The organism is Tepidiforma flava, from assembly GCF_027594505.1.
Taxonomy (GTDB): Bacteria; Chloroflexota; Dehalococcoidia; order Tepidiformales; family Tepidiformaceae; genus Tepidiforma; species Tepidiforma flava.
Map to the genome: position 1 here is coordinate 515,763 of NZ_CP115149.1, position 25,239 is coordinate 541,001.

Consider the following 25,239-nt stretch of genomic DNA (forward strand, 5'->3'; position numbering starts at 1 on the left):
GCTATGCTGGAGGGATGAGGCAACCAGCGGAGGCTGGCCCCGGGACGGTAACGCTGCGCGCGGTCGGGTATGGCGAGGCGCGCGAGGCGCTGGCGGAGGTCATCGCCGGGCTGAAAGGCGATGACCCGTTGGCCCCGGTGACGGTGGTGGTCGCGTCGAACCTGGTCGCGCTCGATACGCGGCGGTGGCTCGCGGCGCGCCAGGCCGTGGCGAACGTGCGGTTCCTCGTGGCGGAGCGGTTCGCCGAGCTGCTGGCAGCGCCGAGGCTGCAGGCGCGCGGGATGCGGCCGCGGAGCCGCTGGCGGTGGCTGGAAGCGCTGCGGGCGGCTGCCGGGGGCGCGAAGGGCCCGCTGCGGGAAGTTGCGCACCACCCCGCGACGCTGCGCCGGCTGGCGGCGCTGGCGGCAGACCTCCGCGGGGTGCCGGCGGGGATACTGGACGGGCTCGAGCAGCGCGGCGAGCCGCTCGTCGCGGAAGCGGTCCGGGTCATACGCGCAGCGGAAGCGGCCGCGCGGGACCTGTACGACGACCACGACCTGGTCGAAGAAGCGGCGGCGGTGTTCAAAACGGGCGGCGCCGGGACGCGAGAGAGCGGGGCCGTCGTGTGGTACCTGCCGGACCGGATGACGGCGGCGCTGGCCCGGCTGGCGCGGGCCGCCGGCGCGACGGTCATCCTCGGGATGACGGGCGATGCGGACGTCGACGGGCAGGCGCGGCGCTGGTGCCGGCTGCTTGGGGTGGAGCCCCCACTGGCCGACATGGCGCCCGCTGCGCCCGCGCTGCCGGGGCGGCTGGCGAGCCTGCCAGACCCGGACGAAGAGGTGCGGTTCGCGGTCCGCGAGGCGTGGCGGCTGGCCGAGGCAGGGACGCCGCTCCACCGCATCGCCATCCTGTACGGGAACGCGGAGCAGTACGCAGCGCTGGTGCACGAACGGCTGACCGCGAGCGGGACCCCGCACAACGGTGCGGGCGCGCGCCGGCTGGCTGATTCGCTGGCGGGCCGCGCCATCCTCGGGGCGCTCCGGGCGGCGCGGCTGGACTGGCGGCGGGACGCCGTGGCCGACTGGGTGACCTCGGCGCCGCTGCGCGACGAGGCCGGCGAGATTCCCGGGCACGCGTGGGATGCGCTCTCGGCGGAAGCTGGCGTGGTGCGGGGGCTCGACGGCTGGAAGCGCGCCGGGGAAGCGGTGCGGGCGGCCCGCAGCAGCCGTGCCGCCGAGAACCCGGAGGCGGCGGAGTGGCTTGAACGCGGGGCGCAGGAGGCGGCGCGGATGGGCCGCTTCGTGGCGGGCGCGGCGGAGGCGCTCGAGCCCAAGACACAGAAGCCGATGGCCGCCTGGGGCCGGGCTGCGGCCGAGGCCGTGCGCACCTGGCTGCCGCGCGAAGCGCTGGCAGGCGCGGCGCCCGCCGGCGACGCGGCGGCCGCTGCTGTGGTCGAAGCGGAGCTGGCCGCGTACGACGATGCCCTGCGGGTGCTCGATGGGTTCGGCGGCCTGCCCGGCGGCGGCAGCCCGGTGGCGCTCGAGACCTTCGAGGCGACGCTGCGGGAGGCGCTGGATGTGCCGGCCGGGCGGCACGGCAAGCTGGGCGAGGGGATCTTCGCCGGGACGATCGAGGAAGCATCGGGGATGGCGTTCGACCACGTCTTCCTGCTCGGCCTGGCAGAGCGGGTGTTCCCGCCGCAGCCGTCGGACGACCCGCTGCTGCCGGAACGGCTGCGGCGCGAGCTGGACGGCGCCGTGCCCTCGGCGGCGGAGCGCGTGCTCGCGGCGCGGCGCGCGTACCTCGCGGCGGCGGCGATGTCCGGGAGCTGCACGGCGACCGCGCCGCGGGTTTCGCTCCGGGACCAGCGGCCCGCGCAGCCCTCGGCGTGGTTCTTCGAGGCAGCGGCGCGGCTCCACGGCAGCCCGGTCTACGCGCGAGACCTGGAGCGGTGGCTGCGGGAGCCGGAGGCCCGGCCGGGCTGGCTGACATGCGTCGATTCCTTCGCGGCGTGGGTGCGCGGCGGGGATGCCTTCGCCGACGCGCAGGAGCGGGACCTCGCCGAAATCTGCCGGGCAGACGGCAACCCGTGGGTGCACTCACTCCTCGAGGCGCGGGGTGCTTTGGACGGCGTCCGCGCGCGGGCAGAGCGGGCGCGGGCCTCGGCCGCTCCCGCGCCGGCGGGGCTGGGACTGTGGAGCGGGGAGGCGCTGCCGCTGCAGGCGGAACCCGGCTTCGAACGCTCGGCGAGCGCGCTCGAGACGCTGACGAGCTGCCCATTCCGCTACTTCCTTGCGCACGAGCTGCGGGTCACCGAGGCCGAGCGGCCGGAGGACCTGGACGCCATCGACCCGGCCGAGCGGGGCTCGCTGGTGCACGAGGTGCTGGAGCGGTTCGTGAAGAACGTGAAGGAGCTGCGGCGCACGGAATCGATTGGCGGGCGGTGGTCGGATGCGGAGCGGGAGCTGTTGATGACGATCGCGGACGAGGCGTTCGCGGCGTATGAGCAGCGGGGGGTGACCGGGCGGCCGGCAAGCTGGGCCGCGACGAAGCAGCGGCTCGGGCAGGACCTCGCGCGGTTCCTCGACGAAGACGACGCGTGGCGCGCGGCGACCGGGGCGAGCATCCGCGACGCGGAGCTGGCGTTCGGGCAGAAGGCCGGGCGGCCGGTGGACTTCGAGGTCGAGCCGGGCCGCGCCATCTGGTTCCGCGGGAAGGCAGACCGGGTCGACGTCCGCGACGGCGGCGAACTGGTGGTCATCGACTACAAGACGGGGAAGGCGGACCCGTTCAAGCAGGCGAAGGATTCGCCGCTGGCGAAGCAGGATGGCGGGTGGCTGCTGCAGCTGCCGATTTACGCGCTCGCGGCGCGGGGGCAGGCGAAGACACCGGTCCGGGCGCTCTACTGGTTCATCTCCGAGGAGGGGAAGTTCGATCGGCGGGAAGTGGCGCTCGACGGCGATGCCGAGGAGCAGTTCCGGGCGGTGGTGCGGGAGGCGCTGCGGTTGCGGGAGCTGGGCATCTACCCCGCGGTGCCGGGGAAGCCGGTATGGAACGGCTGGGAGAACTGCAGGTTCTGCCCCTTCGACCGGGTGTGCCCGAAGCGCGACCGGGACCGCCTGTGGGAGCGGTGGAAGCAGGACGGGCGGCTGGCGGGGTTCTGCCGCCTCGTGCTGCGGGAGGGCGACGGGGGAGCAACGGAGGGCGAGGGATGACGCTGCCGGATGCTGCGGCGCGGGAACGGGTGACCCGGGAAACGGCGCAAACGCTGTTCGTGGAGGCGGCGGCGGGCGCAGGGAAGACGACGGCGCTGGTCGGTCGAATCGTCGAGCTGGTTGCAGGCGGGATGCCGGTCGAACGCATCGCCGCGATCACGTTTACCGAGAAGGCGGCGGCCGAGCTGACGGACCGGGTGCGGGAGCGGCTCGAGCGGGCGGCAGCAGGAGACGGCGAATATGCCCGCCTGGGCCCGGAGGAGCGGGAGCGGTGCCGGGCGGCGATCGGCGGGCTCGACGGCGCGTCGTTCCAGACGATCCACGCGTTCGCGCGGAAGCTGCTGGCCGCGCACCCGGTGCAGGCGGGCTTGCCGCCGGAGTTCGACGTGCTGGACGGGACGGAGGAGGAGCTGGAGCTGCGCGAAGCCGTGCGCCGGTTCCTCGACGAGGTCGAGCGGAGCGACGCGACGCGGACGGCGGTGATGACGGCGTACGCGCTGGGCCTGCAGCCGGGGCGCCTGCGGGAGCTGGCGCGGGAGTTCGCGCGGAACTGGGACCGGCTCCGCGGCGGGGAGTTCGACCTGCCGGCTGCCGAGCCGGACTGGGAGCCGCCGTTGGGCCGCCTGCTCGATGCTGTGAACCAGAATGGGCAATCGGACAGCTTCCAGCCGGCATTCGACGGGCTGCTGGAGGTCGCCGGGAGGCTGGAGCGGGCGTATCGGCAGGTCCAGGCAGCGGAAAGCGCGGCCGAAAGGGAGGCCGGGCTGGCCGAGGTGCTGACGCTGGCCGGGCGAGTGAAGATTCCGCTGAACGCCGGGCGGCAGGGAACCTTCCGCCCTGTCAAAGACGGCTGGGACGCGTGGCTGACGGAGGTGCGGCGGTGGGCGCTCGCGCGGTTGCTGCCCGCCGTGCAGGCGTTCGCGCTCGACTACGCGGCGGAGCGGCGGCGGCGCGGCCGGCTGACCTTTCACGACCTGCTGGTGCTGACGACCGACCTGCTGCGGGAGGACGAGACGGCGCGGCGGGCGGTGCACGGGCGGTTCGGACAGCTTCTCATCGACGAGTTTCAGGACACCGACCCGCCGCAGGTCGAGCTGGCGGCGCTCATCGCAGCGGACCCCGGCCAGCCGGCGGACTGGCAGACGGCGGACGTTGCACCCGGGCGGCTGTTCTTCGTGGGCGACCCGAAGCAGTCGATCTACCGATTCCGGCGGGCGGATATCCGCATCTACGAGCAGGCGAAACGCGCCTTCGGGTCGCAGGAAGTGCAGCTGGTGACGAACTTCCGCTCGGCCAAATCCGTCATCGCGTGGGTGAACGGGGTGTGCCGCCGGCTGTTCGAAGCGGACGCGGCCGGGGCGCAGGCCGGGTGGGCCGACCTCGAGGCGCGGCCGGGGGCACCGGACGGGAAACCGGTCCGGGTCTTCGGCGGGCTCGTCGAGGACGCCGCGGCGGCCGAGGTGCAGGAGCGCGAAGCGGCGGACGTCGCGCTGGGGGTGCTGCAGGCGCGCGCGGAGAACTGGGGCGGGCGCGAAGGCGGCACGCGGTTCGAAGACATCGCCATCCTGCTGCCGCGGCGCACGGTGCTGGGGGCGCTCGAGCGGGCGCTGGCGGACCGGGGCATCCCGTACCGCGTCGAGAGCCAGTCGCTGCTGTACGCGGCCGAGGAGATACGGGACCTGCTGAACGTGCTGACGGCGATCGACGACCCGACGGACGAAATCGCGCTGGTGGCGGCGCTGCGGTCGCCGCTGTTCGCCTGCACGGACCGGGAGCTGGCGGAACACGCGGCGGCCGGCGGGCGGTGGTCGTATGAGAGGCCAGCGCCGGACGGGAGCCCGGAGCGGGTGCGGCGGGCGATGGCGCAGCTCGCGGCGTGGCACCGGGAGCGGTGGACGGTGTCGCCCGCGGGGCTCATCGAGCGGCTCATCGCGGAATCGCACCTGCTGCTGAAGGCGCTCGGCGACACGCGGCCGCGCGAGACCTGGCGGCGCTACCGGATCATCGCCGAGCAGGCGCGGGCGCTGACGGTGCGGGGCGCCGTCGCGACGCTGCGGCAGTTCACGGCGTGGCTCGAGCAGCAGCAGGACGAAGGCGTGCGCGTCAACGAAGCAATCGCGCCGGAGCCGGACGACGACGCCGTGCGGGTGATGACGATCCACGCGGCGAAGGGGCTCGAGTTCCCGGTGGTGTTCGTCGCCGGGCTCGGGACGGGGACGAACCGCAGCCCGTCGATTCGAACCTGGTGGCCGCCGCACGGCGACGGCGGCCTGCCGGAGGTGCGCTGCGGGTCAGGTGACCAGCGGTTCGAGACAGCCGGGTTCGCCGCGGTCGAAGACGAGGAGAAGGCGCACGAGGAGGCGGAGGCGGCGCGGCTGTTCTACGTCGCCGCGACGCGGGCGCAGCAGGCGCTGGCGGTCTCGCTCTACCGGACGAAGCGGTCGGATGGCGGTTCGCTGGCGGGGCGCGTGGAGGCGGCGCTGGAGGCCGCGCCCGCGGGAACGTTCGAACGATTCACGCCGAAGCCGGCCGAAGTCCCCGGGGTACGTGCCAGGCCGGGGGAGCCGCCGCCCGTGCCGGCGGCCGACGCGTGGCGCGAACGGCGGGAATCGGCGGCGAAGTGCGCCGCGGCGCCGGTAGCGGCGGCGACGGCCATCGCCCACGCGGCAGCGCCGGGCGCGCCGGAGGAGCCGGAAGAGCCGCCGGCGACGCCGGCGGAGCCCTGGCGGAAGGGGCGCGCCGGCACTGCGATCGGCCGGGCGGTGCATGCCGTGCTGCAGGGCATCGACCTCGGCACCGGCGAGGGGCTCGAAGCGGCAGCAGCAGCGCAGGCCGAAGCCGAGGGCATCGCCGACCGGGCGGACGAGGTAAAGCGGCTGGCGGGCAATGCGCTGGCATCGGCAGCGGTGCAGGCGGCTGTCGCGAGCGGCCGGTACTGGCGCGAGGTGTACGTCGGGGCGGACGTTGGAGGGGTGCTCGTGGAGGGGTTCATCGACCTGCTCTACGAGGGGCAGGATGGCCTGGTCATCGTCGATTACAAGACGGACGGGCTGCGGAGCGCGGCCGAGGCGGACCGGGTGATGCCGCAGTACCGCCTGCAGGCGGGCGCCTACGCGGCGGCGCTCGAGCAGGCCGCCGGGCTGGCGGCCGCCGCGGCGGTGTTCGTCTTCACCGAGCCGAGCATCGAGCGGCGGGTCGACGACCTGGCGGCAGCGAAGGCGGAGGCGCTGGAGCGGGCGCGTGAGCTGGCCGGGCTGGCGGCGTCAGCCGGCGGCTGAGTCCCCGGGCTCGAGGAGCCAGGCGACGGCGAGTTCGCGCGCGCGGAAGAACTCGACCGGTGCGGGGTGGGGCAGGTCGCCACGGTAGGCGAGCGCCTGCCGAAAGGTGCCGAAGACGACCGGGGAAGGGGCAACGACCGCGGTCCGGAAGGGGCCCAGCAGCTGCACCGAGCGGGCGAAACCGGCCATCCAGAGGATGTCGGCCTCGACGCGCTCGACGTCGGTGGCATCGAGCAGGAGCCGGCCGCACACGACGATGCGCCGGTACCACTCCGGGCCGGGGAGATCGACGCCGAGGACCAGCCCGTGGAGCCGAAATTCGACGTACTGGCCGTGGTCGAGCATCTGGTAGGCCATGTCACGCTCCGCGGACGGGAGGTGTGCTGCTCACGACCGGAGGGGGTTCGAGGTCGAAGATGACGCCGGGGTTGAGGATGCCCGCCGGGTCGAGCGCCCGCTTGATCGCCCGCATGGCCTGAATATCGGCGGGGCTGCGGGTGAGGTTGAGCCAGCGCTTTTTCGCGATGCCGATGCCGTGTTCGGCGCTGATCGAGCCCCCGAGCGACGCCACGAGCCGGAGCACCGCGTCGTCGGGCGATTCATCATCCGGGTCGGCGCCGAGGATGTTGACGTGGAGGTTGCCGTCGCCGGCATGGCCGAAAAGGACGGGGCGGACGTGCGGGGAGGTTTCTGCCAGGCGGGCGCGGACGAGGGATTCGAAGTCGCCGAGCCGGGCGGCGGGCAGGGTGACATCGAGCTTGTGCGGGATGCCCTCGGCCGAGATGGCCTCCGTGTGGCGCTCGCGGTAGGCCCAGAGACGGTCGCGCTCAGGGCGGGAGACGGCGAGGAGGGCGGCATCCGGGTCGGCGGCGGATTCGAGGGCGGCGGCGAGGGCGGGCGCGGGGTCATGCGCGCCCGCGCATTCGACGAGGAGGTAGCAGGCGTGGGGACGCGGGAAGGGCGGGGGCAGGCCGGCGTGGCGCTGGACGAGTTCGAGTCCCTCGGGGAAGAAGACTTCGGCGGCTTCGAGGCCCGGGGCCTGCCGGCGGACGGCGCGGAGCAATTCGAGCGCGGCGGCGAGCGAGGGGAGGCCGAGGAGGGCGACAGCCCGCGCGGGGCGCGCCGGGATGAGGCGGAGGCGGACGCGGGTGACGACGGCGAGGGTGCCTTCGCTGCCGGCGAGGAGGCCGGGCAGGTCGTACCCGGAGTTGTCCTTGAGAAGGCCGGGCAGGCGGGCGAGGATGGCTCCATCGGCGAGAACGGCTTCGATGCCGATGACCTGGTGGCGCATCGGGCCGTAGCGGATGACGCGCACGCCGCCGGCGTTGGTGGCGACCATGCCGCCGATGGTGGCAGAGGCCCGGGAGGCGAGGTCGACGCCGACGTCCCAGCCGTGGGGGCGGACGAACTCCTGGAGCGCCTGGAGGGTGACGCCCGCGCCGGCCGTGACCTCGCCCGCCACGGGGTCGAAGTCTTCGATGCGGTCGAGCCGGCGCAGGCTGAGCACGGCTTCGCCGGCGCGGGGGATGCTGCCGCCGACGAGGCCGGTGTTGCCGCCCTGGGGCACGAGCGGGACGCCGAACTCGCGGCAGGCGGCGACGACTGCCGCGACGCCGGCGGTATCGGGCGGGCGGGCGACGAAGGCGGCCGGCCCGGTGAAGCGGCGGGTCCAGTCGGTCTCGTAGGAGGCGCGCAGGTCCGGGTCGTCGAGGAGGTGGCCGGGGCCGCAGGCAGCGAGCAGGCGGCTGCGCAGTTCGGGGTGCACGCGCGGAGTCTACCGCGCGGGGCCGGGGTCAGTGGGAGTGGGGGCGGGTGCCGGGGCCGTGGCTGTGGCCGTGGTGGGACCAGCGGGAGCCGCCGGAGGGCGGGGACGGGGCGCCGAGGGATTCGCGCGCGGCCCCGCGGGTGAAGGTCATCATCGGCGGGGTGAAAACGCGCTTCGCCGGGACGCTGCACATCGGGCAGTCGGCCGGGATGTCGGAGTCCTTGATGCTGCGGGAGACCTCGAACTCGAGGCCGCAGCGGTCGCAGCGGTAGTCGTACAGCGGCATCGGGCGACCTCCAGCAGGGGCTCTTGCAGTTTACCGCATCTGCAAGAGATTGCAGAATGCAGCGCATGCAGGACGAAGTGATGAACAGGGTCATGGATTCTGGGGCTGGCGTCGAGAGCGGGCGGCCGACACTCGCGGTGCTGGTGCACGAAGGATTCCCGGCCGACCTGCTGATCGACGTCGAAGAGCTGTGCCGGTCGTTTTCAGGGTTCCTGGGGGCGCCGGTGGCGCTGGCAGTGACGGGCGGCCGGCCGCTGGAGGCAACGCTCGACGAGCTGAGCGGCGCAGGCGGCTGGGAGATCCGGTTCGTGGCGCCGCCGACCTCGAAAGCGGCGAGCATGAGCTCGGCGCCGTTCGTCTATCGGGAAGATGGGCGGCCGGACTGGGGCGCGATGTGGCAGGGCTTCTGCGAACTCGCGCTCTACGGCGGGCCGCCGCACCGCGGCGAGGCGGATGCCCTGCACGCCGTGGAGCAGCCGCTGGAGGTGCCGGCGAACCCGGAGATCGACGCGATCGCGGAGATTCGGCGGGGGATTTACGAGACGACGGGGCTGTTTTCGGAGCCGGCGAGCGAGCCGGGCTGGCTGGCGGTGACCTGCCATTCGAAGAAGATGGCGGCGTGGATGGCGGCCTCGATCATCCTCGAGAACGTGGATGCGCGGTGCGAGGAAGAGCGGCTGCTGGTGCCGGCGCACCCGTCGTTCCGGCTGAAGAACGAGGTGAAGAGCGTCATCACGGTGGTCGCGAAGTGCAACCACTACTGGCAGGCGCACATCGCGGCGGGCGGCGCGGCGGAGTAAGCCGCGCGGCTACTGGCGCTGGATCTGGCCCATGACGTCGACGGCAGCGCTGCCCTGGCCGGGGGCCGGCACTTCGACGATGCGCTCGTCGACGTCGTCGTACTCGAGGCGGAGCGCGCGGCAGATCATGGCGTGCATCCGGTAGGTGCCGACGGCGTAGACGAGCTCGAGGATCGCCTCGTCGGAGAGGACGTCGCGGAGGGCGGCGAAGGCGGCGTCGTGGATGCGGCCGTCCTGGAGCACGAGCTCATCGGTCGCGGCGAGGATGGCGCGGTCGGCGGCATCGAAGACCTCGGCGGTGGACCAGGCCGGGATGGCGGCGAGCTTCGCTTCGGGGATGCCGGCGGCGCGGGCGGCCTTGCAGTGCTGGGAGTAGACGAACTGGGACTGGCCGAGGTAGCCGGTGCGGACGAGGGCGAGCTCGCGCTGGTACGGGGTGAGCGCCCGGCGGCGGCTGTTCAGGAGGGCGAAGCCGTCCTGCGCATGGACGAGCACATCGGGCACGAGCGCGAAGACGGTCCACCAGTTGCCGGGGGTGCCGGTGGCGGTGCCGGGCTCGGAGACGGGGTCGCGGTCGCCGAAGAGGCGCTGGTACGCGGCGAGGGCCTCGGGCGAAGCCTCGGCGCGGGGGACCTGGCGCAGTCGGGGCATGTCGGTGACCTCCCAGCAAGAGCTCCCGCGGACGCGGGGCGGGCGGATTGTAGCCGACGCTGGCTCCCGCCACGCTCCTGTCAGCAGGAGGCCGCCCCTGCCGGGTCAGACGCCGGCCGAGGGGCTACGATCGCTGGAGCGCCCCGCTCACCGGGCGCAGGAGGAGCACGTGCTGGCTATCGAGGCGACCGGGCTGACGAAGCACTTCGGCCCCGAGATCCGGGCGGTCGACGGGATCGACCTGCGGGTCGAGGCGGGGCAGATCTTCGGCTTCCTCGGGCAGAACGGTTCGGGGAAGACGACGACGGTGCGGATGCTGACGACGCTGCTGCGGCCGACGGCGGGGACGGCGCGGGTGGCGGGGGTCGATGTGCTGGCGAACCCGGCCGAAGTGCGGCGGCGCGTGGGCGTCGCGCTTCAGGAAGTCGGGCTCGATGAGCTGCAGACGGGGCGGGAGCTGCTGACGCTGCAGGGGCGGCTCTTCGGGCTCCCGGCGAAGGAGGCGCGGGAGGTCGCGGCCCGGCTGCTGGAGGTGGTGACCCTGACGGAGGCCGCGGACCGGCCGATTCGCGGCTACTCGGGCGGGATGAAGCGGCGGCTCGACCTCGCCTGTGCGCTGGTGCACGGGCCGGAGATCGTGTTCCTCGACGAACCGACGACGGGCCTCGACCCGGTCACCCGGGACGCCGTGTGGCAGTACGTGCTGGAGCTGAACCGGGAGCGCGGCGTGACGTTCTTCCTGACGACGCAGTACCTGGAGGAGGCGGACCGGCTGGCGGACACGGTCGCAATCATGGACCGGGGGAGGATCGTGGCTGAAGGGTCCCCTGCGGAGCTGAAGGCGACGATCGGGACGGACGTGGTGACGCTGACCTTCGGCAGCGAGGCGGATGCCGGGCGCGCGGCGGCGGCGCTGAACCTGTTCGAAGGCGTGCAGCGCGTCCTCACGGCCGGGAGCGAGGTCGCGGTCTACCTGCCGAACGGGGCCGCGGCCGTGGCCGCCATCGTCCGGCTGCTGGACGAGGCGGGGGCGCCGGCGCGGACGCTCGTCCTGAAGCAGCCGACCCTCGATGACGTGTTCCTGCGGGCGACCGGGCACCACCTGGATGACGGGAGCCCGCGAGCGGCGGAGGCCGCAGCACCTGGAGGCACGCGATGAACGTCCTGGCGGCTACGTGGCTGCTGACGGCCCGGGCGCTGCGGGAATCGGTCCGGCAGCCGGCAAACGAAGTAGCGAACGCGTTCATCCCGCTCTTCTTTTATGTCGTGACTGTCGGAGCGATCGGGTCAGTGGCGCAAAACGCGTTCGGGGTCGCGGACTACAAGGGGTTCCAGCTGCCGGTCGCCATCCTGCAGGGCGCGGCGGGCGTCGCGAGCGGCGCCGGGCTGGCGATGACGCTGGACATCCAGTCGGGCTATTTCGAGAAGCTGGCGCTGACCTCGACGCCGCGGCTGGCGATCGTGCTGGGGCGGATGCTGGCAGACGCCATCAAGGCGGTCATCCTCGCGGGGGCGATCATCGTCCTGGCGCTGCTGTACGGGTCGGAGTTCAAAACGGGCGTCCCCGGGATGGCGGTGCTGATGGCGGCGACGTTCGGGTTCGCGCTCGCGTACTCGGGCATCGGGGTCGCGATTGCGCTGAAGACCGGCAGCCCGCAGGCGGCGCAGGCGGGCTTCATCGTCTTCTTCCCGCTGCTGTTCCTCGCGCCGACGTTCGCACCGATCGAGGTGTTCGCGGCGTGGCTGGAGGCCATCGCGCGGGCGAACCCGGTCACGTACATCCTGCTGGGGATGCGGTCGCTGGTGACCGAGGGGTGGGATGCGGCGGCGCTGGCGAAGGGCGGCGTCGCGGTGCTCGCGATCGGGGCGGTGACGCTGACGCTGACGCTGCTGGCGCTGCGGTCGCGGGTGCGGCAGTAGCGGGGCGGGGGCTTGCCTGGCTGGCCGTCCGGATAGTTGACCGGTGCGGGGGCGGTCCGTAGGTTCGGGGCACCACGCCGGGGCCGCCCCGCGGCGGGCCGTGCCCGGCGACGAAGGAGAGGTTCGCGCGCCCATGGCCTATACGAAGCCGATACCCGAGCCCGACCCCGTGCACCGCGTGTTCTGGGAGGGGGCGAAGGCGGGGAAGCTGATGCTGCCCCGCTGCACGACCTGCAACCGGGTGCACTGGTACCCGCGGCTGCTCTGTCCGTTCTGTCATTCGCGGGAGCTGGAGTGGATCGAGGCGAGCGGCGAGGGCCGCATCCACACGTTCGCGGTCCAGCACCGGGCCTTCGGCGGCTGGGCGGACGAGGTGCCGTTCGTGACGGCGTACATCGACCTGAAGGAGGGCGACCGGATGTTCACCGTGCTGCGGGGCGTGGACCCGACCAAACCGGAGCGCATCCGGATCGGCGCGAAGGTGCGCGTGGAGTTCGAGCAGGCCAGCGACGAGGTGAGCATCCCGTTCTGGCGCGTGGTGGAGGAGTAGCGATGCCCGGCGAACTTTCCCGCGCGGCGGCAATCATCGGAGCGGCGGAGGCGAACGAAATCGGCTACCCGGCGACCCCGAAGACGGCGCTCCAGCTCCATATCGAGGCGATCAAGAACGTCAGCGAGCAAACGGGCATCCCGATCTCGCGCATCGACGGGGTGTTCAGCGCCGGGTGGTCGTCGCAGCTGGCGGAACACCTCGGGCTGCATCCGAAGTACATCGACACGACGTCGGTGGGCGGGTGCTCGTTCGAGATGCACGTGCACCATGCGCTGGCGGCGATCCACGCGGGCATCATCGAGGTGGCGCTCATCAGCCACGGCGAGAACGGCTGGTCGGCGCGTGCGACCGGGGGCCGCGGGACGGGGCGGCCGCGGGGCGCGCCTGACCCGTGGGACCCGGGCCAGCAGTTCCAGCAGATCTACGGGGTCTCGGGCGCGCCTTCGAACTATGCGCATGCGATGACGCGTCACAACCACCGGTTCGGTTCGACGCCGGAGGATTTCGCGCACATCGCCGTGGTGACGCGGCAGTGGGCGATGCTGAACCCGCGGGCGATCATGTTCTCGAAGGAGACGAACCCGGGCGGCGGGCCGATCACGGTGGAGGACGTGCAGAATTCGCGGGTCGTGGCGTGGCCGCTGACGCTGCTGCACTGCTGCCTCGTGACGGACTACGGCGGGGCGGTGCTCGTGGCGAGCCCGGAGGTGGCCCGGAGCGTGAAGACGAAGCCGGTGTGGATTGCGGGAGCGGGCGAGAGCATGGGCCATGCGAACATGCTCGAGATGGAGGACTTCACGGCGACCTCGGCTGCGGCCTCGGCGGCGGCGGCCTACCGGATGGCAGGGATGGGCCCGGAAGACATGGAGATGGCGATGATCTACGACTCGTTCACGATCACCGCCGGGATTACGGCAGAGATGCTCGGCCTCGCGCCGCGTGGCGAGGGGTTCCTGCTCTGGAAGGACGGCCGGGCGGCGCCGGGCGGGAAGTTCCCGATCAACACGAACGGCGGCGGGCTGTCGTTCAACCACTCCGGCATGTACGGGATGCAGCTGCTGGTCGAGGCGTACCGGCAGCTCTCGCGGACGGCCGAAGACGGCGTAACCGGGTTGCCCGGCAAGCAGGTGGATGCCCGCTCCTGCATCGTCAACGGGACGGGCGGGAGCCTCTCGACGACCGGGACGCTCATCCTCGTCGCGGACTGAACCCGGCCGCGCGGCCGCGACGCAACCGGCCCGTCCCTGCGCGGGGGCGGGCCGTTCCGCTTCCGCATGGAATCAAGCGCGGGCGCGCGGCGCCGGGCGGGTGCCGGTGATGCCGGCCGCTTCGAGGCCGAGGATGGCCGCGGGTTCGAGGCCGAGACCGGCGAGGACCTCGGCAGTGTGCTGGCCGAGCCGGGGAGCAGGCCCCATGGCGGCGACGTACTGGCCGCCGCTGCGGACGGCGAGCGCGGGGTAAAGATGGAAACCGACCGGCTCGCGCTCTTCGCCGACCCAGAACCCCGGGCCGTCGAGCGGCCCGAAGGTGAGAAGGTCGGCCTCCGTATTCACCGGGGCAGCGGGGATGCCGCGCTCCTGGAGGCGCCTGGCCGCCTCGCCGTCGGTCTGCGCCGCGGTCCAAGCGGAGAGCGCGGCATCGATGGCATCGCGTCGGGCTTCCCGGGCCGCGGCGTCAGCGAGGGCCGGGTCCGCGAGCGGGCCGCCGACGAGTTCCGCGAGGGCGGCCCATTGCGCTTCGGTTGCGACCTCGATTGCGACCCAGCGGTCGTCGCCGGCGGCCGGATAGACGCCCGAGGGAGTGTGCCCCGGGCGGCGGTTGCCGCGGCGGCGGGGGAGGTCGCCGGTGCGCTGGAACGCGATGAGTTCGTCGGAGACGAGCGGGAGGAAGCCTTCGAGCTGGGCGCATTCGAGGAGGCGGCCGCGGCCGTCGCGCTCGCGGGCGCGCAGCGCAGAGAGGACGGCGAGCGCGCCGATCAGGCCGGACACGGGGTCGCCGCAGGCGTTGGCGAGCATGGTGGGCGGGCCGTTTTCGTAGCCGATGAGGCTCGAGAGGCCGGACATCCCTTCGATGGTGTTGCCGAAACCGACGTAGCCGGCCTCGGGGCCGTATGAGCCGAAGGCCGGCTGGCGGAGCATGACGAGGCGGGGGTTGCGGGCCGCGAGTTCGTCCCAGCCGAGGCCGAGCCGCTCGAGGACGCCGGCGGCGAAGTTTTCGATGAGGACGTCGGCGGAGCTGATGAGCTGGAGCGCGAGGTCGCGGCCGGTCGGGTGCGCGAGGTCGAGCGTGATGCCGCGCTTGCCGCGGTTGACGGCGTTGAAGACGTGGGAGCGTTCGTGGAGTTCGAGGCCGGGGTCGTCGCCGGGCGGGCGGGAGCCGCGCCACCAGTCGAAGTGGGTGTGGCTTTCGACCTTGATGACATCGGCGCCGAGGGCGGCGAGGACGTGGCCGACGAGCGGGCCGGCCCAGCCCATCGAAAGGTCGACCACGCGGAGCGCGCCGGGCCGCCACGGGCCGGGCGCGGCGCGGTAGCCGGGCTCGGCTGGGCCGGCTTCGGCGAGGACGCGGGCCGGCGGGCCGGGCACGCGGTAGCGGCGGCCGGAGGGGGTTTCGGCGGTGCGCCAGGCCTCGCGGGCGGCCAGCTGGGGCGAGGCGAGCACTTCGTCGAGGGTCGGCAGGGCGGCCGCGCAGACGCGGTGCTGCTGGAGGAGGTGGTAGAGCTCCCAGTGGCTGTGGCGGCCGAGCCACGGGAGCAGGCAGGCGTCGAGGTCGCGGATGTTCGCGGCGCGGTCGGTGGGGGAGGCGAAGCGGGGGTCGTCGACCAGCTCCGGGTGGCCTGCGAGCTGCGCGAGGGTGACCCACATGCCGTGGAGGGCGGCGTGGATGCCGACGAAGCCGTCGGCGCAGGGCAGGGTGACGATGGTTGGCTGAGTCGGGGCGTACCGCTCGCCGACGCGGCCGCGGAGGCGGCCGAAGTACTGGAATGCGACCGCGTCGTAGATGGTCGTGGCGGCGAGGGCGGCGACCACTGGCACGTCGATGAGGCCCGGGCCGCGTTCGGCGAAGGCGGCGGCCGCGAGCGCCGCCCAGAGACCGGCGACGAAGAGGTCCTGCGCGCCGGGCGGCGCGAGCGGTTCTCGGGCGGGGTCGCCGACCTGGTGCATCCAGCCGCCGGCGGCGTACCGGGTGAGCGAGGTGGAGGGTGCGCACTCCCAGGGGGTATCGAGCCCGAAGGGCGTGACCCATGCGACGAGGTGGTCGCGGGCGAGGGCATCGAGGGCAGCGCGGCTCGCATCGGTGACGGGGGCGTCGGTGATGAGGAGGTCGCCGGGCTGCGGCCGGAGCTGCGGCTCCGGTTCGACGATGGCGCCGGGGGCGAGGAACGCGCCGAGGCCTTCGGGGTCCAGCGCCGTGGCGTGGCGGACTTCGGCGCCGAACTGGCCGAGGAGCCACGCGGCATACGCGGCCGCTGGCGAGCGGGAGGCGGCGCAGACACGCAGGCCGGCGAGGAGCTCCATGGCGCGCGGATGATAGCGCAGCCGCCGGGGCGCCGTGCGGGGGGCGTAGAATCCTGCGGCACAGGCAGACGCAGGCAGGGGGTAGTCCGATGACGCAGTCGAACGAGACGTGGCTGCCGGAGGTGGAGGAGATCCGGCGGCGGGAGCAGCTCGCTTACGGCATGGGCGGGCCGGAGAACATCGAGCGGCAGCACGCGGGCGGCAAGCTGACGGTTCGGGAGCGAATTGCGAAGCTGGCGGACCCCGGGAGCTTCGCCGAGGTCGGCGCGCTCGCGGGGAAGGCGGAGTACGACGAGCAGGGGAACCTCGTGAGCTTCCGTCCGGCGAACTTCGTGGCCGGGATGGCGCGAATCGGCGGCAGGCGGGTGGTCATCGGCGGCGACGACTTCACCGTGCGCGGGGGCGCGGCGGATGCGGCGATCGCCGGCAAGCAGGTGTACGCCGAGCGGATGGCGCGGGAGCTGAAGGTGCCGATCATCCGGCTGGTCGACGGCACCGGGGGCGGCGGGAGCGTGCGGACGCAGGGGACGCAGGGGCACACGTACATCCCGGCGAACCCGGGCTGGGACACGGTGATCGCGAACCTCTCTGAGGTGCCGGTGGTGGCTGCCGCGCTGGGGAGCGTAGCGGGGCTCGGCGCGGCGCGCGTGGTCACCTCGCACTTCAGCATCATGGTGAAGGGCACCTCGCAGGTGTTCGTCGCCGGGCCGCCGGTGGTGGAGGCGGGGATGGGCGAAACGGTCACGAAGGAGGAGCTCGGCGGCTGGGAGATTCACTGGCGGAACGGGGTAGTGGACAACCTCGCGGAGAGCGAGGAGGAGGCGTTCGAGCAAATCCGGCGGTTCCTTTCGTACCTGCCGCAGAACGCGTGGGAGCAGCCGGCGCGGGCGGAGCCGAACGACGACCCGCAGCGGCGCGACGAGTGGCTCATCGGCGCGATTCCGAAGAACCGGCGGCGGCCGTACCGGGTGCGGCAGATCATCGCGAGCGTGTTCGACCGGGAATCGTTCTTCGAAATCGGCGCGGGCTGGGGCCAGAGCGTCGTGACCGGCTTCGCGCGGCTCGACGGCTACCCGGTCGGAGTGGTGGCGAACGACCCGTACCACTACGGCGGCGGGCTGACGGCGCAGGGGAGCGAGAAGCTGGCGCGGTTCGTGGACCTCTGCGATACGTTCCACCTGCCGTGCGTGAACCTCGTGGACCAGCCGGGGTTCGTCATCGGGACATGGGGCGAGAAGGCGGCGACCATCCGGAAGGGCGCGCTGGCGCTGGCCGCGGTGTTCCAGGCGAAGGTGCCGTGGGTGACGGTCATCCTGCGGCGGGTGTACGGGGTCGCCGGGGCGGGCCACGCGAACACGGCGGGGCTGAACCTGCGGTACGCGTGGCCGAGCGCGGACTGGGGGTCGCTGCCGCTCGAAGGCGGGATCGAGGCCGCGTACAAGCGGGACCTGGCTGCGGCCGAGGACCCGGATGCGCTGCGGGCGGAGCTGATGGCGAAGCTCGGCGCAGTGCGGTCGCCGCTGCGGACGGCGCACGCGTTCGGGGTGGAGCATCTCATCGACCCGCGGGACACCCGGCCGATCCTGTGCGACTGGGTGGAGCAGGCGTACGCGGTGGAGCGGCACCAGCTCGGGCCGCGGCTGCGGGGCCACCGGCCGTAGGGGCTGCCAACGGCGGAACGTCCTGGGGGAGGCGGGCGCCCGCGGGGCGGTTCGCGCCATGGAAATGTAAGGAAACCCCGGGTGCCGAAATCTTGACACTCTGGGTAGAGTTACGGAGTGCCCCCGCGCGCCGGGAACACGGGAACGGCGAGCGGACGTTCTGGAGATGCAGGAGGTGTGCACATGCGAGCGACGAGCGCGATGAGTCATCCTGCGCGCCGCAACCTGCTGCTGGTGCTGGCCGTGCTGGCGGCCGCCGCGCTGGCGGTGGGGGTGGGGCTGCGCAGCGCCCGGGCCGACGGGACGTTCAGCCTGAGCTCAAACGCGTACAGCGTGATCGAGGGCAATGCCGTCACCATCACCATCAACCGCAGCGGCGGCACGCAGAACGTCCAGGTGACGATCGCCATCACCGACGGGACGGCAGTCGACGGGACCGACTACGTGCACCCGGGCGTCACGAGCTACATCTTCACGGTTCCGGGAAGCAACAGTTTTTCGTTCAACGTTTCGACGATTCAGAACGCGGCAAACGACGGGAACCGGACGTTCAGCGTGACCATCAGCGTGCCGCCGGGAAGCAGCACCGGCACGGCCAGCGCGACGGTGACGATCATCGATGACGACGGGCCGCCGCAGTACTCGTTCCAGAGCGCCAGCTCGAGCGTGACCGAGGGGAACAGCGGCACGCAGGTGGTCAACGTCGCGGTGGTGCGGAGCGGCTCGACCGCGGGCACCGACAGCGTGACGTGCAAGCTGGCGGCCTCGCCGGGCACAGCCACCGGCGGCGGTGTCGATTACTCGTTCACGAACCAGACCATCACCTTCAACCCGTCGGAGACGGGACCGAAGAACTGCCAGGTGACCATCGTCGGCGACACGTCGACGGAGCCGAACGAAACCATCGTGCTGGAGCTGGGCACGCCGATAACGGGCTTCAGCGGGGGCGGCGGTTCGATCACCCAGCACACGCTCACCATCATCGATGACGACGGGCCGGGAACGGTGCAGTTCGCGCAGGCGGCGTACAGCGTCAACGAGGGCGCCGGGACGGCGAGCATCGCCGTGACGCGGACGGGCGGGAGCACCGGACCTGCGAGCGTGCAGTGCAGCACCATCGCGGGCGGGACGGCGACGGCCGGCGCTGACTACACCTCCGTTACCGGTCAGACACTGACCTGGGCCAGCGGCGACAGCGCGACCAAGTTCTGCACCATCGCGATCCTGCAGGACACGCTGGTCGAAGTCCCCGAGACGGTCATCGTGCAGCTGAGCGGGGCGACCGGCGCCACGCTGGGCTCGCCGGCGACGGCGACGCTGACCATCCTCGATGACGACGGCACGGGCAGCATCCAGTTCACCTCGGCGACGTACACCGGCACCGAAGCGGGCGGGGCGATCACGATTACCGTCTCGCGCACGGGCGGCACGACCGGCGCGGTCACGGTCGACTACGCGACGGTGGCCGGGGGAACGGCGACGGCCGGCGTCGACTACACCCCCACCAGCGGGACGCTGACCTGGGCCAACGGCGAGGGCGGGAACAAGTCGTTCACGGTGACGCCCATCCCGGACACCCTGACCGAATTGCCGGAGACGGTCATCCTCCAGCTGAGCAACCCGACGGGCGGCGCCGTCCTCGGGACGCCGTCGTCGGCGACGCTGACGATCACCGACTCGACGATCATCCCGGTCATCACGTCGATCGTGCCGGGTGCCGGGCCGGTCGCGGGCGGCACGCCGGTGACGATTACCGGCCAGAACTTCACCGGCGCGACGTCGGTCACCTTCAACGGCGTCCCGTGCACGTCGCTCGTGGTGGTCAGTGCGACCACGATTACCTGCGTCACGCCGCCGAACCCGGCCGGCGTGGCGGAGGTGGTAGTGACGACGCCGAACGGGCAGAACGTGACGACCGGGACGGCGAACGACTTCATCTACACCGGGGGGCCGACGGTGACGGCGATCAGCCCGACGGAAGGGCTCTGCAACGGCGCGACCATCGTGACGGTGACCGGGACGGGCTTCACCTCGAGCGGCATGACGGTGGCATTCGGGACCGTACAGGCGACGTTCACATACCTGTCCTCGACGCAGCTGGTCGCGGTAGCGCCGGTGCAGCCCGCGGGGACGTATGACGTGCGGGTGACGACGCCCGGCGGCACGAGCCCGAACACCGTTGCGGACGACTTCACCTGCACCGGGTCGCCGGCGCCGACGGTGACGAGCGTCAGCCCGGCCAGCGGGCCGGCCGGGACGACCGTGACGATCACCGGCACGAATTTCACCGGGGCGACGGCGGTGACCTTCGGAACCACGGCAGCGTCGTTCACGGTGGTGAACAGCACGACGATCACGGCGACGGTGCCGGCCGGGCTGGCAGCCGGGACGTACGACATCCGGGTCACGACCCCGGCGGGGACGAGCGCGAACACGTCGGCGGACAACTTCACGGTGACCTCGGCGGGGACGATCACGTACACGCTCTACCGGACGTTCACCCTCATCGTCTGGACGGGCGCGGACAACAAGCCGATCAGCCAGGCGATCGGCGGGACGCAGGCCGGGACGACGAACATCTCGGCGCAGGTCGGGGCCGTCTGGCTATTCAACCCGCAGACGCAGTCGTGGGGCGGCTACTTCCCGGGCACGGAAAACGTGCCGGGCGCGAACGACTTCACGACCTTCCGGACCGGGACGGCGTACTTCATCTATCTGCGGCCGACGGCGCCGGCGAGCCTGACCTGGGTCGCGCCGGCGAACTGAGCCGGGCCGCCGCCCGCGAGCCGGGAGAAAAAGGGGCCGATTTGGCCCCTTTTTCGTTTTGCAGGCGCTCAGGAGGCCGCCGGCGCTGCTATAGTTGCGCCCGATTCCAGCAATCGGAGGCGCAGATATGGGGAGCTGGCGCAGGCTCCACGAGAGCGAAGCGGGACACGTCACGTCGGCGGCGGGCGCGCTCATCGCCGGGGCGGGCGCGGTGCTGGTGGGCATCGGCGCGGCGAACGGGACGGGATGGCTTGCGGTGGCCGGCGGCATCATCGCAGGCGTCGGGATTCTCGGCTGGGAGGTGCTCCGGCACTACAGCATCGACCAGAAGCTGATGGCGCGGCTCGACCGCCTGGAGAGCAAAGGGGAGTAAGACGATGGGCATGCTGAGCCCCTACCGCGTGCTCGATTTGACCGATGAGCGTGCCGCGCTCGGCCCGATGATGCTCGCGAACCTCGGCGCGGAGGTGATCCGCGTCGAACCGCCCGGGTTCGAACCGGAGCCGGGGAACGCGCTGCGCTATGCGGTGTACAACCGCGGCAAGCAGCGGGTGGGCCTCGACCTCGATACGGAGGAGGGGCGGAACCGGTTCTTCGACCTCGTGCGGGGTGCGGATTTCCTGTTCGAGAACGGGGGGCCGGGCGCGATGGCCGCGCGGGGGCTCGGGCACGAGGCGCTGCTCGGCATCAACCCCCGGCTGGTGTACGTGGCACTGAGCCCCTTCGGGCAGGATGGGCCCTACGCGCACTACCATGCGCCCGACCTGGTGCTCGCCGCGATGGGCGGCATGATGGCGCTGAACGGCGACCCCGACCGGCCGCCGGTCCGGGTGACGGTGCCGCAGTGCTGGCTCCACGGCGCAGCGGAGAGCGCGGTCGGGGCGATGGTGGCGCACCACCTGCGGGAGCGGACGGGCGTGGGGCGGTTCGTCGACGTCTCGGTGCAGGCCGCGGTCTTCTGGACGGGGCTGCAGGCGATGATCGCGCACGCCATCCAGGGGCGGGATTTCGAGCGTGCCGGGACGGCGCTCCAGCTCGGGACGATCACGCTGCCGATGGTCTACCGGGCGAAGGACGGCGAGGTGGTGGTGCTGGGGAACGGGGCGACGCTCAAGCCGATGATGGCGTGGCTGGTCCGGGACGGCATCGTGCCGGAAGAGTGGCTGGAAGGGGAGGAGTGGGCCCGGTATGACGTGAAGGTGCTCGCTGGCGAGCCGCTGAAGTACGGCTACGAAGAGGTCCTCGGGAAGCTCCAGGAGTGGATCCAGACGCGGACGAAGAAGGAGCTGCTGGAGATCGGGCTGGCCTCCGGGGTCACCTTCGCGCCGGTGACGACCGTGCCGGAGATCCTCGACTTCGTGCACCTGCAGGTGCGCGACTACTGGCGCGACCTCGAGGTGCGGCCGGGTGTCGTCGTGAAGGCGCCCGGGCCGTGGGTGCGGGCGATGTGCGACCCGCTGGAGTTCGGCAGCAAGGTCGAACCGCAAGGCGAGCCGGCGGCGCGCGAACCGCGCCAGGTAGCGGGCGGCGAACCGGAGGGAACGCTGCCGTTCGCCGGGTTGAAGGTGGCGGATTTCTCGTGGATCGGCGTGGGGCCGATCACCGGCAAGTACCTCGCGGACCACGGCGCGGACGTCATCCGCATCGAAACGTCGAACCCGCCGGACCGGCTGCGGGTCGGCGGGCCGTTCAAGGACGGCGTGTTCGGGCCGAACCGGAGCCAGTTCTTCGGCGCCTTCAACACGTCGAAGCGGTCGATTGCGCTCAACCTGAAGACTGAGGAGGGGCGCGAAATCGCGCGGAAGCTCATCGCGTGGGCGGATGTGGTGCTGGAGTCGTTCACGCCGGGGACGATGGCGGACCTGGGGCTGGATTATGAGGCAGCAAAGGCGGTGAACCCGGACGTCATCTACGTGTCGACCTGCCTGATGGGGCAGACGGGGCCGGGAGCGAAGCTGGCCGGCTACGGCAACCATGCGGCGGCGATTTCGGGCTTCTATGAGGTGACGGGCTGGGACGATCGGCCGCCGTCGGGGCCGTTCACGGCGTACACGGATACGATCGCGCCGCGGTTCCTCGCGACGTCGGTGATGGCGGCCGTCGACCGCTGGAAGCGGACGGGGGAGGGGTGCCGCATCGAGCAGGCGCAAATGGAGGCGGCCCTGCACTTCCTCGCGACGGAGCTGGTCGAGTACCAGCTGAACGGGCGGGTGCCCCGGCGGGCCGGGAACGAGGACCGCGATATGGCGCCGCACGGCGCCTACCCGGTGGCCGGGCACGACGAGTGGATCGCCATCGCGGTCGAGAATGATGCGATGTGGGAGCGGCTCGCCAGCGTCATCGGCGAAGCGTGGGCGGCCGACCCGGCATTCGCGACCGCTGAAGGACGGCGGGCGCGGAAGGACGAGATCGACGCGAAGCTGGCCGCGTGGACGGCCGGGCAGGACGGGCTCGAGCTGATGCGGCGGCTGCAGGCCGCCGGGGTGGCGGCCGGGTTCGTGCAGCGGTCGAGCGACCTGCTCTGCGACCCGCAGCTGGCGCACCGGGAGTTCTTCCACCCGATGGTCCACCCGGAGATGGGCGAGGTGCCGTACGAAGGGCACCAGTTCATCGTGAGCGGCTACCGGAGCGGGCCGCGGCGGCCGGCGCCGTGCCTCGGCGAGCACTCGATGGAGGTGCTGCTGGAGGTGCTGGGGCTGGATGCGGACGAAGTGGCGCGGCTGGCGGCGGGCATCGGGTGAGTTTCGCTATGCCGGTCCGAGCATATTGCGGGCGTTCGTGAAACCGGCAACGATGCAGGGCGCAGCACGGCGCAACCAGCGCCAGGGAGGCAAAGGGAGTTGACGACAGCAACGGCGACGAATGGTGCCCTCGCGGAGAAGGGCTACAACGGGAAAATGCTGAACGTGAATCTCACCACGGGTGAGATCACGGTCGAATACCCGGACGAATCGCTGTACCGGCAGTATCTCGGCGGGTACGGCATCGGCGCGCGGATGCTCTGGGACCGCGTGCCGAAGGGCGCGGACCCGCTCGGCCCGGAGAACATGCTCGGCATGTTCGCGGGGCTGCTGACGGGGACGCCGCTGTTCGGGCAGCGGTGGCAGGTGGTGTGCAAGAGCCCGCTCACGGGCGGCTGGGGCGATGCGAACTGCGGCGGCGACTTCGGCGGCGTGCTGAAGCTCGCGGGCTGGGACGGCATCATGTTCTTCGGCAAGGCCGAGAAGCCCGTCTACCTGCTCATCGACAACGACAAGTTCGAGCTGCGCGACGCGAGCGACCTCTGGGGCCAGGGCGCCATCGAAAACGAGAAGGTGCTGAAGGACCGGCACGGCAAGCGCGCGAGCGTGGCGAACATCGGCCCGGCGGGCGAGACGCTCTCGCTGATCAGCGGGGTGTGCAACGACCACGGCCGCCTGGCGGCACGCTCCGGCGTCGGCGCGGTGATGGGCTCGAAGAAGCTGAAGGCCGTCGTGGTGCTGGCCGAGCGGAAGGTCATCAGCCAGACGCCGGAGACGACGAAGCTGCTCCGGGAGAACCTGGACCAGTTCGTGAAGCCGCTGCGGGACTTCTTCCACAACTTCGGGACGACGGGCATCACGGCGATGTCGGCCCTGAACGGCGACAGCCCGGTGAAGAACTGGGGCGGCGTCGGCATCATCGACTTCCCGATCGCGCAGCAGATCGACGGCGGGTCGCAGATCAACCCGCGGATGGAGAAGTCGTACGGCTGCTGGCGGTGCCCGATGGCGTGCGGCGCCGAATCGAAGGAGTCGACGAACCCGAAGTACCCGTACCCGCACCACACGCACCGGCCGGAGTACGAGGCGATGGCGGCCTTCGGCACGATGAACCTCGTGGCCGACCCGGACGCGCTGATCTACGCGAACCACCTGTGCAACGAATACGGGTTCGACGTCATCAGCGCCGGCGGCGCCATCTCGATGGCGATCGAGTGCTACGAGAACGGCATCATCACGAAGGAAGACACCGAGGGCATCGAGCTCCGGTGGGGCGATGCGGACGCGATGATCGCCTTCCTGAAGGCGATGGGCGAGCGCAAGGGCATCGCGGCGGTGTTCGCCGACGGCGTGAAGGTCGCGGCCGAGAAGATCGGGCGCGGGGCTGAGAAGTACGCGATGCACATCGGCGGGCAGGAGCTGCCGATGCACGACCCGAAGCTCCAGCCCGAATACCACACCACCTACAAGCTGGACCCGACGCCCGCGCGCCACACCCAGTACGAGGGGAACAAGCGGCTCGGCAAGATCCCGCCGGCGCCGGCCGACAACAAGGTCTACACTGGCCGCGGCGAGCACCACAAGGCGGCGAGCGAGTACATGCACGTGGTCAACGCCGGCGGCATGTGCCAGTTCGTGATGATGGCGGCGAACACGGCGAACATCCCGACGTGGTTCAACTCGGTGACCGGCTGGGACATCGACCTCGACGAGATGATGCAGATCGGCGAGCGCATCGCGAACCTGCGCATGGCCTACGAGGTGCGCGAGGGCGGCAACCCGCGGAAGCGGCACGTGCCGCCGCGGGTCACCGGTGAATCGACCGAGGCGACGCACGCCGGCCCGCTGCAGGGCATCAAGCTCGACACCGAGACGCTCGAAGTCGAGTTCCTGAAGGCCTGCGACTGGGACACGGAGACCTGCAAGCCGTCGAAGGCGAAGCTCGAGTCGCTCGGCCTGCAGGACGTGGCGGCGGTCCTCCACGCATAGCTGCCGGCTTCCCGGCTGATGCGACGCGCCCCTCCCGGCACCCGGGAGGGGCGCGCTGCGTTCGGGGAAGGGAAAACCGGCCGGCTGCGGCCGGCATGCTTTACCGCCATTTGC

Annotated in this window: 17 protein-coding genes; 12 read left to right on the plus strand and 5 right to left on the minus strand. The window is 72.0% G+C overall.

Annotation, left to right across the window (positions count from 1 at the left end; translation table 11 throughout):
• The first annotated feature begins 14 nt into the window (after positions 1-14).
• Both O0235_RS03315 and O0235_RS03320 read left to right on the plus strand, forming a co-directional pair.
• Positions 15-3,197, plus strand: coding sequence for a PD-(D/E)XK nuclease family protein (locus tag O0235_RS03315; protein WP_270057119.1), 3,183 nt, complete (start codon positions 15-17; stop codon positions 3,195-3,197).
• The gene (locus O0235_RS03320; RefSeq protein WP_270057120.1) at positions 3,194-6,475 is read left to right on the plus strand and encodes a UvrD-helicase domain-containing protein; all 3,282 of its coding nucleotides are present in this window, start codon (positions 3,194-3,196) and stop codon (positions 6,473-6,475) included. Before O0235_RS03315 ends, O0235_RS03320 begins: the two co-directional genes overlap by 4 nt.
• On the opposite strand, the gene O0235_RS03325 is transcribed toward O0235_RS03320, so the two are convergent.
• The 3 genes from O0235_RS03325 to O0235_RS03335 are packed head-to-tail and all read right to left on the minus strand — an operon-like array spanning position 6,461 to position 8,526.
• Positions 6,461-6,832, minus strand: coding sequence for a hypothetical protein (locus tag O0235_RS03325; protein WP_270057121.1), 372 nt, complete (start codon positions 6,830-6,832; stop codon positions 6,461-6,463). The genes O0235_RS03320 and O0235_RS03325 overlap by 15 nt on opposite strands.
• 1 nt (position 6,833) lies before the next feature.
• Entirely contained in the window at positions 6,834-8,240 is a 1,407-nt protein-coding gene (locus tag O0235_RS03330; RefSeq protein ID WP_270057122.1) for an FAD-binding oxidoreductase, read from the minus strand.
• A 28-nt stretch (positions 8,241-8,268) separates the two neighbouring features.
• Positions 8,269-8,526, minus strand: coding sequence for an FmdB family zinc ribbon protein (locus O0235_RS03335; RefSeq protein ID WP_270057123.1), 258 nt, complete (start codon positions 8,524-8,526; stop codon positions 8,269-8,271).
• A gap of 65 nt (positions 8,527-8,591) precedes the next feature.
• Here O0235_RS03335 and O0235_RS03340 point away from each other — a divergent pair, with 65 nt between their 5' ends.
• On the plus strand, positions 8,592-9,326 hold the full coding sequence (locus tag O0235_RS03340; RefSeq protein WP_270057124.1) for a hypothetical protein: 735 nt from the start codon (positions 8,592-8,594) through the stop codon (positions 9,324-9,326).
• 9 nt (positions 9,327-9,335) lie between these two features.
• Here O0235_RS03340 and O0235_RS03345 read toward each other — a convergent pair whose 3' ends face one another.
• Entirely contained in the window at positions 9,336-9,977 is a 642-nt protein-coding gene (locus O0235_RS03345) for a carboxymuconolactone decarboxylase family protein (RefSeq protein ID WP_270057125.1), read from the minus strand.
• Between the two features lie 169 nt (positions 9,978-10,146).
• Here O0235_RS03345 and O0235_RS03350 point away from each other — a divergent pair, with 169 nt between their 5' ends.
• From O0235_RS03350 to O0235_RS03365, 4 genes are all read left to right on the plus strand, one after another.
• The gene (locus O0235_RS03350; protein ID WP_270057126.1) at positions 10,147-11,136 is read left to right on the plus strand and encodes an ATP-binding cassette domain-containing protein; all 990 of its coding nucleotides are present in this window, start codon (positions 10,147-10,149) and stop codon (positions 11,134-11,136) included.
• On the plus strand, positions 11,133-11,897 hold the full coding sequence (locus O0235_RS03355) for an ABC transporter permease (protein WP_270057127.1): 765 nt from the start codon (positions 11,133-11,135) through the stop codon (positions 11,895-11,897). The genes O0235_RS03350 and O0235_RS03355 overlap by 4 nt, the downstream gene beginning before the upstream one ends.
• Before the next feature lie 133 nt (positions 11,898-12,030).
• A complete protein-coding gene (locus O0235_RS03360; protein ID WP_270057128.1) occupies positions 12,031-12,447 on the plus strand; it encodes a Zn-ribbon domain-containing OB-fold protein in 417 nt (138 codons plus the stop codon).
• Positions 12,448-12,449: 2 nt separating this feature from the next.
• Positions 12,450-13,658: a thiolase C-terminal domain-containing protein gene (locus tag O0235_RS03365; protein ID WP_270057129.1), complete on the plus strand. Its 1,209-nt coding sequence runs from the start codon at positions 12,450-12,452 to the stop codon at positions 13,656-13,658.
• Between the two features lie 72 nt (positions 13,659-13,730).
• Here the strand turns inward: O0235_RS03365 and O0235_RS03370 are convergent, their stop codons facing one another.
• A complete protein-coding gene (locus O0235_RS03370; protein WP_270057130.1) occupies positions 13,731-15,968 on the minus strand; it encodes a CaiB/BaiF CoA-transferase family protein in 2,238 nt (745 codons plus the stop codon).
• Between the two features lie 89 nt (positions 15,969-16,057).
• Between O0235_RS03370 and O0235_RS03375 the strand changes: the two genes are divergently transcribed.
• The 5 genes from O0235_RS03375 to O0235_RS03395 all read left to right on the plus strand — a co-directional run bounded on the left by O0235_RS03375 (position 16,058) and on the right by O0235_RS03395 (position 25,125).
• Entirely contained in the window at positions 16,058-17,629 is a 1,572-nt protein-coding gene (locus O0235_RS03375; RefSeq protein ID WP_270057131.1) for an acyl-CoA carboxylase subunit beta, read from the plus strand.
• 183 nt (positions 17,630-17,812) lie between these two features.
• Positions 17,813-20,395 (plus strand): Calx-beta domain-containing protein, encoded by a 2,583-nt coding sequence (locus O0235_RS03380; RefSeq protein WP_270057132.1) that lies wholly within the window; start codon positions 17,813-17,815, stop codon positions 20,393-20,395.
• Positions 20,396-20,522: 127 nt separating this feature from the next.
• Complete coding sequence (locus O0235_RS03385; protein WP_270057133.1) at positions 20,523-20,768, plus strand: hypothetical protein; 246 nt, start codon at positions 20,523-20,525, stop codon at positions 20,766-20,768.
• Positions 20,769-20,772: 4 nt separating this feature from the next.
• A complete protein-coding gene (locus O0235_RS03390) occupies positions 20,773-23,136 on the plus strand; it encodes a CaiB/BaiF CoA transferase family protein (RefSeq protein WP_270057134.1) in 2,364 nt (787 codons plus the stop codon).
• Between the two features lie 99 nt (positions 23,137-23,235).
• A complete protein-coding gene (locus O0235_RS03395) occupies positions 23,236-25,125 on the plus strand; it encodes an aldehyde ferredoxin oxidoreductase family protein (RefSeq protein ID WP_270057135.1) in 1,890 nt (629 codons plus the stop codon).
• Positions 25,126-25,239 lie beyond the last annotated feature (114 nt).

Excerpts from the sequence above, each read along its gene's own strand:
- O0235_RS03315 (WP_270057119.1), top strand. The coding sequence starts at position 15 with ATGAGGCAACCAGCGGAGGCTGGCCCCGGGACGGTAACGCTGCGCGCG.
- O0235_RS03320 (WP_270057120.1), top strand. The coding sequence starts at position 3,194 with ATGACGCTGCCGGATGCTGCGGCGCGGGAACGGGTGACCCGGGAAACG.
- O0235_RS03325 (WP_270057121.1), bottom strand. The coding sequence starts at position 6,832 with ATGGCCTACCAGATGCTCGACCACGGCCAGTACGTCGAATTTCGGCTC.
- O0235_RS03335 (WP_270057123.1), bottom strand. The coding sequence starts at position 8,526 with ATGCCGCTGTACGACTACCGCTGCGACCGCTGCGGCCTCGAGTTCGAG.
- O0235_RS03340 (WP_270057124.1), top strand. The coding sequence starts at position 8,592 with ATGCAGGACGAAGTGATGAACAGGGTCATGGATTCTGGGGCTGGCGTC.
- O0235_RS03345 (WP_270057125.1), bottom strand. The coding sequence starts at position 9,977 with ATGCCCCGACTGCGCCAGGTCCCCCGCGCCGAGGCTTCGCCCGAGGCC.
- O0235_RS03355 (WP_270057127.1), top strand. The coding sequence starts at position 11,133 with ATGAACGTCCTGGCGGCTACGTGGCTGCTGACGGCCCGGGCGCTGCGG.
- O0235_RS03360 (WP_270057128.1), top strand. The coding sequence starts at position 12,031 with ATGGCCTATACGAAGCCGATACCCGAGCCCGACCCCGTGCACCGCGTG.
- O0235_RS03365 (WP_270057129.1), top strand. The coding sequence starts at position 12,450 with ATGCCCGGCGAACTTTCCCGCGCGGCGGCAATCATCGGAGCGGCGGAG.
- O0235_RS03370 (WP_270057130.1), bottom strand. The coding sequence starts at position 15,968 with ATGGAGCTCCTCGCCGGCCTGCGTGTCTGCGCCGCCTCCCGCTCGCCA.
- O0235_RS03375 (WP_270057131.1), top strand. The coding sequence starts at position 16,058 with ATGACGCAGTCGAACGAGACGTGGCTGCCGGAGGTGGAGGAGATCCGG.
- O0235_RS03380 (WP_270057132.1), top strand. The coding sequence starts at position 17,813 with ATGCGAGCGACGAGCGCGATGAGTCATCCTGCGCGCCGCAACCTGCTG.
- O0235_RS03385 (WP_270057133.1), top strand. The coding sequence starts at position 20,523 with ATGGGGAGCTGGCGCAGGCTCCACGAGAGCGAAGCGGGACACGTCACG.
- O0235_RS03390 (WP_270057134.1), top strand. The coding sequence starts at position 20,773 with ATGGGCATGCTGAGCCCCTACCGCGTGCTCGATTTGACCGATGAGCGT.